Annotated in this window: 13 protein-coding genes; 4 read left to right on the top strand and 9 right to left on the bottom strand. The window is 53.9% G+C overall.

Annotated elements, in window-relative coordinates:
• Positions 1 to 123 precede the first annotated feature (123 nt).
• The 3 genes from MLC70_RS17750 (at position 124) to MLC70_RS17740 (ending at position 1,513) form a co-directional block, all read left to right on the top strand.
• A complete protein-coding gene (locus tag MLC70_RS17750; protein ID WP_248185757.1) occupies positions 124 to 489 on the top strand; it encodes a hypothetical protein in 366 nt (121 codons plus the stop codon).
• A gap of 390 nt (positions 490 to 879) precedes the next feature.
• Positions 880 to 1,167 carry a hypothetical protein gene (locus tag MLC70_RS17745; RefSeq protein WP_248185754.1) on the top strand — a complete coding sequence of 96 codons (288 nt, stop codon included), beginning with the start codon at positions 880 to 882 and terminating at the stop codon, positions 1,165 to 1,167.
• 103 nt (positions 1,168 to 1,270) lie between these two features.
• Entirely contained in the window at positions 1,271 to 1,513 is a 243-nt protein-coding gene (locus tag MLC70_RS17740) for a hypothetical protein (RefSeq protein ID WP_248185751.1), read from the top strand.
• A gap of 85 nt (positions 1,514 to 1,598) precedes the next feature.
• On the opposite strand, the gene MLC70_RS17735 is transcribed toward MLC70_RS17740, so the two are convergent.
• From MLC70_RS17735 to MLC70_RS17725, 3 genes are read right to left on the bottom strand one after another with little or no spacing between them, the layout of a single operon-like run.
• The gene (locus tag MLC70_RS17735) at positions 1,599 to 2,021 is read right to left on the bottom strand and encodes a c-type cytochrome (RefSeq protein WP_248185750.1); all 423 of its coding nucleotides are present in this window, start codon (positions 2,019 to 2,021) and stop codon (positions 1,599 to 1,601) included.
• Positions 2,018 to 2,683 (bottom strand): isoprenylcysteine carboxylmethyltransferase family protein, encoded by a 666-nt coding sequence (locus MLC70_RS17730; protein WP_248185746.1) that lies wholly within the window; start codon positions 2,681 to 2,683, stop codon positions 2,018 to 2,020. Before MLC70_RS17730 ends, MLC70_RS17735 begins: the two co-directional genes overlap by 4 nt.
• Positions 2,676 to 2,897, bottom strand: coding sequence for a DUF2933 domain-containing protein (locus MLC70_RS17725; RefSeq protein ID WP_248185743.1), 222 nt, complete (start codon positions 2,895 to 2,897; stop codon positions 2,676 to 2,678). Before MLC70_RS17725 ends, MLC70_RS17730 begins: the two co-directional genes overlap by 8 nt.
• A 364-nt stretch (positions 2,898 to 3,261) precedes the next feature.
• Here MLC70_RS17725 and MLC70_RS17720 point away from each other — a divergent pair, with 364 nt between their 5' ends.
• Positions 3,262 to 4,338: an ATP-grasp domain-containing protein gene (locus MLC70_RS17720; protein ID WP_227513976.1), complete on the top strand. Its 1,077-nt coding sequence runs from the start codon at positions 3,262 to 3,264 to the stop codon at positions 4,336 to 4,338.
• 60 nt (positions 4,339 to 4,398) lie between these two features.
• On the opposite strand, the gene MLC70_RS17715 is transcribed toward MLC70_RS17720, so the two are convergent.
• From MLC70_RS17715 to MLC70_RS17690, 6 genes are all read right to left on the bottom strand, one after another.
• A complete protein-coding gene (locus MLC70_RS17715; protein ID WP_022990672.1) occupies positions 4,399 to 4,857 on the bottom strand; it encodes a hypothetical protein in 459 nt (152 codons plus the stop codon).
• Between the two features lie 184 nt (positions 4,858 to 5,041).
• Complete coding sequence (locus tag MLC70_RS17710) at positions 5,042 to 5,428, bottom strand: DUF302 domain-containing protein (RefSeq protein ID WP_022990673.1); 387 nt, start codon at positions 5,426 to 5,428, stop codon at positions 5,042 to 5,044.
• A 24-nt stretch (positions 5,429 to 5,452) separates the two neighbouring features.
• Positions 5,453 to 7,813 (bottom strand): heavy metal translocating P-type ATPase, encoded by a 2,361-nt coding sequence (locus tag MLC70_RS17705; protein ID WP_136549235.1) that lies wholly within the window; start codon positions 7,811 to 7,813, stop codon positions 5,453 to 5,455.
• The gene (locus MLC70_RS17700; RefSeq protein WP_048496390.1) at positions 7,806 to 8,033 is read right to left on the bottom strand and encodes a DUF805 domain-containing protein; all 228 of its coding nucleotides are present in this window, start codon (positions 8,031 to 8,033) and stop codon (positions 7,806 to 7,808) included. Before MLC70_RS17700 ends, MLC70_RS17705 begins: the two co-directional genes overlap by 8 nt.
• A gap of 27 nt (positions 8,034 to 8,060) precedes the next feature.
• Positions 8,061 to 9,413 (bottom strand): APC family permease, encoded by a 1,353-nt coding sequence (locus MLC70_RS17695; protein WP_248185740.1) that lies wholly within the window; start codon positions 9,411 to 9,413, stop codon positions 8,061 to 8,063.
• 10 nt (positions 9,414 to 9,423) lie between these two features.
• Complete coding sequence (locus tag MLC70_RS17690) at positions 9,424 to 9,777, bottom strand: hypothetical protein (protein ID WP_248185737.1); 354 nt, start codon at positions 9,775 to 9,777, stop codon at positions 9,424 to 9,426.
• Between the last annotated feature and the right edge of the window lie 222 nt (positions 9,778 to 9,999).

Below are 9,999 nucleotides of genomic sequence, written 5' to 3'. Positions count from 1 at the left end.
CTTTTTCATGTTCATCGTCCTCTGCTGTGATGAACATTACTAAGCTGAAAACGGTTAAGCTAGAGGGGAGCAGGTCAGGGGCCCCGTAATTAACTGAACATTGGCGATCAACAGGGGTTGAGTATGCGTATTCTCAAGGGCAGCGTTTTGGCTTTGACGACTACCGTTTCATGTGTTTTTTCTGTGGCCGCGCTTGGCGCCTCCAGCGCTGACGAGGTCAGAGTCGCACTGGTCGGCAATACGTTTAAAGGCAGTATGGGCAGCGACGTCTATTCAAGCTATTTCGCGGCAGACGGCACCTACAAAGATGCTTTTGGCGGCGGAAATTATGAAATCAGAGCCGAGGGTGTCTGTTACCCGGGGACTGACTTCGGCTGTTATTCAGCACAGATAAGCGGCAATGAACTTGAATGGTTTCGGAACGGAGAGAACGTCGGCACGGGAGTGATCGAAGAAGGCGACACCCTCGTCTTGCCGCCCTCCGAGTAAAGCAGTCGGATTCCAAGGTTCAGGCCGCCCGGTCAGCCAGAATTTTCTAGCTCTCAGGTTTCCGGGAGCTGTCTGCAATGACTCTGTTTCCAGTTTCGGCGTTTAAACAAAAGCGAACATTCGAGCCAGAGCTTTCCTCCAGAGCTGCCGAGTTAATTACAGCCAGTTCATACATTGTGATTGGCGGAGCAAAATGCAGGCGCCGCCGTAAAGATAGTGCCCATGGTGCCGAGGTAAGTCCGTAACCCGTATCTTTATAACGTTTGTCTGTCCATCTGTTTTTAATCCAACCACCTGTAAATTTAAAGTTATATTTATTTTTTCTTTTTCAGGACCATTTCAGAAACCAATGATTAAATATAATCGACAACCAAATAGGAGGTGCCGATTATGAAGAACATACTTTTATTTGCCGCAACAATTGCTCTCTCAACATATACATTTGCTGGCAACGTGTCACCAGATGAAAATATGAAAGCCACGCATGATCAGTCTAAAGGTAAGGGCTCCTTAGAAAACATTCTCAACAATGACGAAATGAAACGCCTACACAAGCGGATGACACGTTACAGCATGTCCGAGCCTGGGATGGAGGCTCGCGTGGAAATGATTACGACTGAAGTGGGTCGGGCCTACCACAAGGCACTGGAAAAGGCAGAGAAAAATACCGCAGGATAATCCTGCGGCCAAGTTAACTCATGGAGACGTTAACAATCTAACCATACGAACCTGAACTCAGGCTGAAATAATCAACTGATTTTAAGGTTAAAGGGGAAAGGTCATGAAAAAATTAATGGTAATCACAGCAATCGCAGCTTTTTTTTCAACAATGGCTTCGGCCAACTCTGGCTTGGCAGACCGTATTAATGAGGCTCGCACTTATCCGAACAAAACGGTCGAAATCCGATTTACAAAAAATTTCAAAGAGCATGCTAGAACGAAAAAGAATACAAGTAAAATAAATACCGAACACAATCAGCACAGTGAACAGAATGTAGAAACGATGAGCCACAAGCACTCATGAATCGAAGATTATAAGTTGAGAGAAATAAGAACCGACCCTGTAAGTATCGGGGTCGGTTTCATTTTATTGCCTGAACAACTGAGTATCAGAGCCCACTCCTTCCAGACCATGCTTCGTAGATCCGCTTTTCCCATTTGCTTTGGAAATAGGCGATAGCGGCTTTTTGATCGTCCCTGGAAAGCTCGTCTTCGAAGGCCGGCATTTTCCCACCCATGGGCGCGCCACCTTGATTGATCGTACCCATCAGCGTGTCGAACGAATGGTGCCAGGCATGGCCTGTTCCGTTGAGCGGTGGCGGCGGATAGGAGCCATCTTTCAGGGTCTTTTTCCAATTGAAAGCGCCTTGGGCATTTCCGCCATGGCAGCTTGCGCAGTTGTCGTCGAAGACCACTGCGCCGCGCTCGACCTGGGCCTGTGTGTACCAGCGGTCATCCACCGTCTGTTTACCGCAGCCGCTGATTAGTGCGACAGCAAGAACGCCTACTGAGATAGTTACCACATGCATCATTCTTGTTCCTCGATTTCCTTGCGCCTCAAATTCCTCAATTGCGGAATAAAACGCGAAGTTCTAGCTGCATAGGCCCGCCAATCGGAGCCGAACGTTTTTTCTGTTTCACGCTCCTCATGAATAGACAAACGTGAGTACATCCACACCAGCACCGGGAACATGGCCAGCGTCAGCAGCGTGGGCCATTGCAGCAGAAAACCGAACATGATGAGCACAAAGCCGGAATACTGGGGGTGGCGAACGTGGGCATACAGGCCGGTTGTGGCCAACTGACCTGCCTTCTGTGCGGTATACAGGGTACGCCAGCCAGCCGCAATCAAATAAAACCCGAGGCCAATAAACACCGTGCTCATGAGATAAAACGGCCCAAAGTGTGGAGAGCCCTTCCAACCAAACATCATCTCCAGCAAGTGGCCACTGTCGTGAGCCAACCAGTTCACGTCGGGATACTGGCTCTGCAGCCAGCCGGAGAGAAAGTAAAGTGTCAGCGGGAACCCGTACATCTCGGTAAAAAGTGCCACCAGAAACGCGCTGAAGGCACTAAACGAACGCCAGTCCCGGCGGGTCTGCGGTTTGAAGAAACTGAAGGCGAAGAAGATGAAAATCGCTGAATTCAAAACCACCAGGCTCCAAAGGCCATAATCCGAAGTGCCACTAGTCATCACGCCGTTCTCCGCTTTTGCCAGATTGCTCTACTTGATGGCGATGCCCTCCATGTCCGCCGTGCCCACCATGCATAAAGATGTGGATCAGTGGGCAGGCAAGCAGTATCAGCCAAGGCAAAGCGCCAAGCAGATGAACCTTGTGTTCTCCCCAGAGTAAGACCAGTGCGATAACGGCAAATATTGCCAAGGTGATTTTGAAGCGTCGATCCATGAGCGGGTCCTTTTTGAGAAAACTCAGATATGGTTATTATCGATCAGTCCACCACACCAAGCTGAAACAGGCCTGAAAACGGTTGCGTAACATGCATTCGTTTGACCAGAATCAAGGTGGAACGATTCACAATGACCATGGACACCCAATGCAAGACGTGCCCCAGGAAAACCAGCGAACAACCAAAACCCACGCCGACCAGCTCAACCGGCAGTGTTACTGCATCACTCTTGACCGAAAAGCGCTCACTGACAGCCTCCGGAAGCAGTTTTCAGGCATTGGGAACGAGCTGCCGACCACTCCTGAACTCCTTCATCTCTTTTCAAACACACCGGTTTTCGTTCCCCAAGCGGACATCGCGACGATGAAACGGATTGTTCAGGCGATCGAATTCGCAGCCGAGCTTCCGCCCTATAAGGAAAGAGCTCTGTCCTGGGCGCCGGACATCGCCGGTTTTGACCCAGGCCCCATCGGGGCCTTCATGGGCTACGACTTTCACCTGGGCGAAAACGGACCTCAGCTGATCGAAATCAACACCAACGCCGGCGGCGCATTTCTGAACACGGTATTGGCCCGGGCTCAACACCGATGCTGTGACCCGTCCCAGCAGACCGCTGGCACCAACCGTGCACTGGATGGGTTCGAGGACGCGGTGTTTGCCATGTTCCAGCAGGAGTGGCAACGGCAAGGTGGCGACTCGACGCCCGGTTGCCTGGCCATTGTGGACGATGCCCCTGAATCCCAGTTTATGTTCCCGGAATTCCAACTGGCCCAGCAGTTATTCCAGGCCAGAGGCATTGAGACCTTGATCCTCGACCCATCGGAGCTTGAGTATGTTGATGGCGCTCTGAGCGCCCACGGCAAGCCTATCGACATGGTGTACAACCGCCTGGTGGATTTTGCCTTGGAGGCCCCGGCTCTTGGGGCGCTGAGGCGCGCCTACCTCGACGGCGCGGCGGTCGTCACGCCCAATCCACGCGCCCATGCGCTGATGGCCGACAAACGGAACCTGATCCTGCTATCTGATGCCCAAACCCTGCGCGACTGGGGCCTGAGTGAAACCGAGGCAGGATTTCTGGATAGAGCTGTACCGAAGACCCGGCTGGTTTCAGCAAGTGATGAGGCGGAGTTGTGGAGCAACCGGCGTAAACTGTTTTTCAAACCGGTAGCGGGCCATGGCAGCAAGGGCGTCTATCGGGGCGAAAAACTAACCCGCCGCGTTTTCGAAGAGATCCTGAAGGGTGATTACATCGCGCAGAACTTCGTTCCCGCCGGAGAACGCACCCTGAGAGTGGATGGCACGGTCACCACCAGAAAGGTCGATATCCGTTTGTACACCTATGCCGGGCAACATCTGCTTGCCGCTGCCCGTGTGTACCAGGGCCAGGCCACCAACTTTCGAACGCCGGGAGGTGGCTTTGCGCCCGTCTTTGAGGTGTGAAGGTGAGCCTCAATTGGAAACATTCAAAGGGATTAAGCCGTCAGCAAAAGTGCTCGAATCTCATAGATCCTGCATTCGGCCAACCTGACGAGCCAGTCTCATCGACTCATTTTCCTCCATCGCCAAAAGAGATTCGAACAGCTCTTTTGCTTCTGGAATTTCGGCTTTTCCAATCAGCGTTTTGTAGAGATCAATAATCTGATCATGAAAGTCGAACACTTCCCGGCAGATACCATCAAAATCAAGCTTCGCGTAAGGCTCGTCGCAGGTTCGATGAGTTTTGATCGGATTATGGGACAGGTAGTCGTACACCCGAGTTTCCAGTGCCTTCTTATCCCCTTGGTGCTCAAACTCGTTCACGATCCGCTCTATTTCCGATTCATGAGCTGCCAGATAATCCAAAAGCGCACGGGCCCGTTCTTCCTCGTGCTTTGTTGCGCAATGGGACAGACAGCTCGCCAGATGTGAGTGCAGATCGCGCGTCCAGTCGATCAGTTGTCCAAAAGTCTTTATATCCATATCTTTTTTCCTTTTTTCCTTTTTTCTTCTCCATAATATGACTGACATCAAATAGGTATCCCGTCGTCAAATGAGGAGTCCTATTTGCATTTCCAGTGTTCAGTTGGGCTATGCGCTCGCCTGGCTAATTCGCTAATCCATTGCAAACCGCAGGCACTGCAGCAAATCGACGCCTCTACCGGCTTCAGATCGATTCCACAACCTCAGAGAGCATATCCCTGACCTTCCCGGCAACCTGCTTGAGCTCGTCATTATCGATGGCGCTCATGGAAGCCAATGGATCCACTGCACTTACCTCAATGCCCTCCGAAACCTCACGAAGAATAACGTTGCAAGGCAGCATGGCACCCACGCGAGGCTCCACACCGATGGCTTCCCAGGCCATGCCAGGATTGCAGGCCCCGAGAATCCGATAGGCCAACATATCCTTGTCCAGCTTTTTCTTCATGGTGGCTTTGACATCAATTTCTGTCAGCACACCGAACCCGTGATCAGTGAGGGCCTGACGCGCTCTTCTGTCCACGTCCTCGAAATCGACATCTTTGATAACTCGATCGATCGTGTATGACATAGCTACCTCCAATGATTCAGAAGTTCATTGCTTTGACCCGAGTTTCACCACCCTCAAACGCAGCGCATTCACGATCACGCTGACCGAGGACAGCGACATGGCGGCCGCTGCAAAAATGGGCGACAGCAGTATCCCGAAAAACGGGTACAAAACCCCTGCCGCTATCGGAACACCGGCGGAGTTGTAAACGAAGGCGAAAAACAGGTTCTGACGGATATTGCGCATGGTCGCCAGAGACAAACGGCGCGCCTCGACAATACCCATCAGGTCCCCGCGTAGCAGGGTAATGCCGGCGCTTTCGATGGCGACATCGGTCCCGGTGCCCATGGCCACACCGACATCCGCCGTTGCCAGTGCAGGCGCATCGTTTACGCCGTCACCCGCCATCACGACAACACGGCCTTCGTCTTTCAGGCGCTGGACGATCTTGCCCTTATCTTCCGGCAGGACTTCCGCTTCCACTTCGTCGATATGCAGTTTTCGGGCAACTGCTTCAGCTGAAGTGCGGTTATCGCCGGTCAGCATGACCACCCGGATGCCGTCTTTTTGCAGCGCGGAAATAGCGGCTTCGGTGGTTTCCTTGACCGGATCGGCAATCGCCAGCAACCCTGCGACGTTTCCGTCGACAGCAGCAAAAATCACGGTAGCACCATCTTTTCGGAGCTGGTCGGCGTCGCCGTCAAATCGCGTGGTGTCGACATTTTCCGACTCCATGAGAAGGCGGTTACCAAGTAGCACCCGCTTGCCGTCTATTCGACCGGTAACCCCTTTACCATTCGGAGAGTCAAAGTCTTCCGCATCCGGAAGCTTCAGGTCCATGCCCTTGGCTTTATCGAGTATGGCGTGAGCCAGTGGGTGCTCACTGCCTTTCTCCAGGCCGCCTGCATAACGCATGAGACTACTGTCATCGAACCCGTTGGCCGCGACAAGCCGGGTGACTTGCGGCTTGCCCTCTGTCAGCGTGCCGGTTTTATCCACCACCACGGTGTCCACCTTCTCCATACGCTCCAAGGCTTCCGCATCGCGAATCAGAACGCCACTTTGAGCACCGCGTCCGACACCCACCATGATGGACATGGGCGTCGCCAAGCCAAGTGCGCAAGGGCAGGCAATGATCAGAACACTGACCGCTGCAATCAGCCCGAACGCCATAGGCGGTGCGGGTCCAAAGAAGGACCAAGCAATAAAGGCGACAATAGCAATCACAATAACTGCCGGCACAAACCAGCCTGCTACCTTGTCAGCCAGCCCCTGGATCGGTGCGCGGCTACGCTGGGCGCTGGCCACCATCTGGACAATCTGGGACAGCATGGTGTCACGGCCAACCTTGTCGGCCCGCATGATAAAGCTGCCCTGCTGGTTGATACTGCCGCCGATCACCTGGTCGCCGGATTTTTTGCTGACTGCCAAAGGCTCACCGGTCACCATGGATTCATCCACGTTGGAGCTGCCTTCAAGCACCTCGCCGTCCAACGGCACCTTGTCTCCCGGACGTACCCGCAAGCGGTCACCGACCTTGACCTGATCAAGCGACACATCGGATTCGCTGCCATCGTCGTCCAGTTTTCTGGCCGTCGCCGGTGCCAGATCCAGCAGGGCCTTGATGGCACCAGAGGTTTTCTCTCTGGCGCGCAATTCCAGCACCTGCCCCAGCAGCACCAGCACCACGATGACAGCAGCCGCCTCGAAGTAGACGGCGACCGACCCGTCTTCCTGCCGGAAGGCGCCTGGGAAGATCTGCGGCGCCAGGGTCGCCACCAGGCTGTAGATCAGCGCGACGCCGGTACCAATGGCAATGAGCGTAAACATGTTCAAGTTACGGCTAACCACGGATTTCCAACCCCGGACGAAGAAGGGCCAACCGCACCAGAGCACCACAGGCGTTGCCAGCACCAGTTGAATCCAGTTGGACATCTGCGGGGCTATAATGTGATCGAGTCCGGTGAGGTGCCCACCCATCTCCAGTACCAGTACAGGCAGGGCCAGCACCAGGCCGATCCAGAATCGGCGGGTCATGTCTTTGAGTTCTTCCGAAGGCCCGTCGTCCAGGCTTACCTGCTCGGGCTCTAGGGCCATGCCGCAGATTGGGCAGTCCCCTGGCCCTTGCTGCCGAATCTCGGGGTGCATGGGACAGGTATACATAGTGCCCGGCGCTACCGGCTCTTGCTGTTTCTTTTCCCAATCGAGGTACTGCTCAGGGTCCTCGTCGAATTTGGACTGGCAACGCGACGAGCAGAAGTACCAGGTTTTACCGCCATGCTGGCTGCGGTGTTCCGCGGTATGCGGATCCACTGCCATGCCGCAAACCGGATCCTTGGCGGTGTGCTCGCCAGGTTCTTTATCGGTGTGGTGATCGTGGTCATGGGCGTGATGGTGCTCAGCCATTGCGATCTCCTGTTTTGTCGGCGGGCCAGTCTGCAAATGCAATAAAATACAGCAGAACCAGATTGACGATGGGGATCAATATCAGCACACCCATCCACCCCGGATACCCGGTGCGCTGGCAAATACGCCAAGCCGGAATGACCACCACAATGGCAATCACCAGCATCCACAGCCAGTGGCCTGCCCACATGGTATTCCCGAACATGTTATCTCCCATCATGGCAATAGCCTCTCTTCCTGATTCAGATTAATGATGATGCGCATGACTCTCTTCCTGTTTCGCTTGCGCCGATTCCGGTGATCTTTTCAGGAAAATCTGCTCGGAGACTGCAAGCACAATCATGGTGACCACTGCCACGCCGATGACGAACGGGTCCGTATTAAGCTTTACCCAGACGAAGCCGCCCAGCGCCAAAAGATCCAACAAAATGGCTGTTGCTGGCACCCAGGTGTTGGCCTTAATGTCTTTGCGTAGATAACGGAGCACACCCCAGTGAATGGCAATGTCCATAATCAGATAAAACACGATACCCAACGCAGCAATGCGTGACAGGTCAAAGAAGGCGGTCAGAATCAGACCCAGGACAACGGTATACACCAGTGTGTGTTTCTGAATGCTGCCGGGCATCCCGAAATGCCGATGAGGAACCAGTTTCATCTCCGTCAGCATGGCCAACATGCGGGACACAGCAAAGACACTGGCCAGAATTCCTCCCGCCGTGGCCATCATGGCAATGGCGACAGTAAACCAGACACCGTAATCGCCGAGAGCGGGACGCGCAGCAGCAGCGAGGGAGTAATCCTGCGTTTCGATAATTTCAGCCAGTGACAAATTACTGGCGACCGCGAAGCCCACCAGCGTGTAGATCACCACGCAGGCGGCAATGGAAATCACGATGGCGCGCCCGACGTTTCGCTTTGGGTCTATTACTTCCGAACCACTGTTGGTGATGGTCGTAAAGCCTTTGAACGCCAGAATCCCCAGTGCGGTTGCGCCCAGGAAGTTGCCCAGCGCTCCGGCTTCACCGGGCTCCGAAAAATCAACCGAGACTGAGTCGGCAATCCAGATCCCGACCAGACCGAAAATCAGTATGCCGCCGATTTTCAGGATCCCGATAAAGGAAGCCACCCCCTGAATCATCCGATTGCCGAGCAGGTTGATCACGAAAGCCACGAGGATTAATGCCACCCCCAGAATGGGCACCATACGGCCGCTTTCGTCCCCTCCGAATAGTTGCATGGTGTAAGAGCCAAAGGTGCGGGCCAGGAAGCTCTGGGCGATCACCATGGAAAAATACATCAACAGGGCGTTGAAAGCCGTTGGCAGCCGGTTTCCGTAGGCCTTGTGCAGGTACATGCCGATACCGCCGGCGGACGGGTAGGTATTGGAGATCTTGATGTAGGAATAGGCGCTGAAGCTCACAATCACCGCTGCAGCGAGAAAGGCCAGCGGGAATAGCACACCGGTCATCTGGGCCATCTGCCCGGTCAGAGCAAAAATACCGGCGCCAATCATGACGCCGGTACCCAGCATCACCGTCCCTGGCAGAGTGAGACTACCTTCCTGGTAGCGAGTGCTTCGATCTTCCTCCCTGCTCATTCAATCTCCTTTATTTTTTCATGGGTGGAATCTTGGAACAGCAGAACGGCTCATGCTTGGCATTTGCCCGGACGTTGTCGTCGGTAAACCGGTACCAGGCCAGTTTGCGCCGGGTCCACCATCCGGTTTTCAATCGGCCACCGTAAGCCTTGATCAGTTCCAGTAATTCATCGACGGACCAGTGGGTTCCATCGTACGTCACCTGCAATGTGCCATTTGGCTTACGCTCGGCGAAATCAACGCATGGGTGGTGATTCAGATCGTGGATGAGCCCCTCCCACTGATCCTCTCCAAGCCCCTTGACGGTCATTTTTCGGCGCAACAAAAACTGCTCCTGGTTGGTTGCTTTGTGTGCTTTGGTCATGGGGTGACACCTCTCTTCCTGATGACTTCTCCCTGTATCAAAACACTTCAACCTGAACTGCGACTGAAAATGGACACATGCTTTCGGTGGATTTGAGTTACATCAAATCATAGACGAAAAAAGGCCATGGGTTTCCCATGGCCCTTCAGCATCAGAATGCGATTCGAGCGCCGATTACGGCAAACCAATCTTCTGTGCCGCCGCCGCTCGCCTCGGCCAGGT

This window comes from Marinobacter goseongensis (assembly GCF_023156235.1).
GTDB lineage: Bacteria > Pseudomonadota > Gammaproteobacteria > Pseudomonadales > Oleiphilaceae > Marinobacter > Marinobacter goseongensis.
The sequence above is the reverse complement of the archived record's forward strand: the minus strand, read 5'-3'. Positions and strand labels throughout refer to the sequence as shown.